Annotated in this window: 1 protein-coding gene; it reads right to left on the reverse strand. The window is 51.5% G+C overall.

Translation table 11 applies throughout. The features are described 5' to 3' along the window. Positions 1-54: 54 nt before the first annotated feature. The gene (locus ACR0CG_RS24005; protein WP_170484891.1) at positions 55-735 is read right to left on the reverse strand and encodes an IS6 family transposase; all 681 of its coding nucleotides are present in this window, start codon (positions 733-735) and stop codon (positions 55-57) included. Positions 736-819: the final 84 nt, after the last annotated feature.

Below are 819 nucleotides of genomic sequence, written 5' to 3' on the forward strand. Positions count from 1 at the left end.
GGTTTTGTTGCAAAGATTTGAGCCCGTTGAGTTGTTTCAGCAACCGCTTGTGCGTCAGGTGGCGAGCTCAGCGAACTGCTGAAATGGGCAGAGTCCGGGTGTGATTTGACCTTTGCGGATCATGTGCGCCACTTCTATTCCGTCGAGCGTTGCCGCCGCTGAAGCAAAGGCCTTGAACCCCAGCATTGGCCGCGTGCGTCTCTTGATGAAACGGTGGTCCTGTTCCACGATGTTGTTCAAGTATTTCCGCCTTACCATCTCAATTGGGATCGGGCAGCCAAAGCTTTTCAACATCTTGTTGATCGCCTTAATGCCAGCAGTGTTGGCCCCGCTTTTGTCGATCACAATCTTCCTCGGCAATCCATTGATCTCCAACATCCTGGCGAAGAACTTGGTGGCAGCTAGTTTGTTGCGACGCCGTGAAAGCATGAAATCAAGGGTCTTGCCGTGTTTATCGACCGCTCGATAGAGGTAGACCCACGCGCCTTTAACTTTGATGTAAGTTTCGTCCATTCTCCACGAACGGTCACATGGCCCTTTGCGGCGACGTGCTGCCTCAGCGATTGCACCAGAATACCGTGTTACCCATCGGTTTAGCGTGGTGTGGTCCACTGAAACACCGCGCTCGGCCATGATTTCTTCCAAATCCCGGTAAGACACACCGTATCGGACATAGAAAAACACCGCGAACAGGATCACATCCTTCGGATATTGCGCGCCTTTGAAGGAAATCATGAACTGACTTTCGACTGATTTTACCGAAAGTCATTCACCCGCAGCATCTGACCTCGTCAACAGCCAAAAGTTTGCAACAGATCC

The sequence above is a fragment of the Ruegeria sp. AB8 genome, from assembly GCF_056542605.1.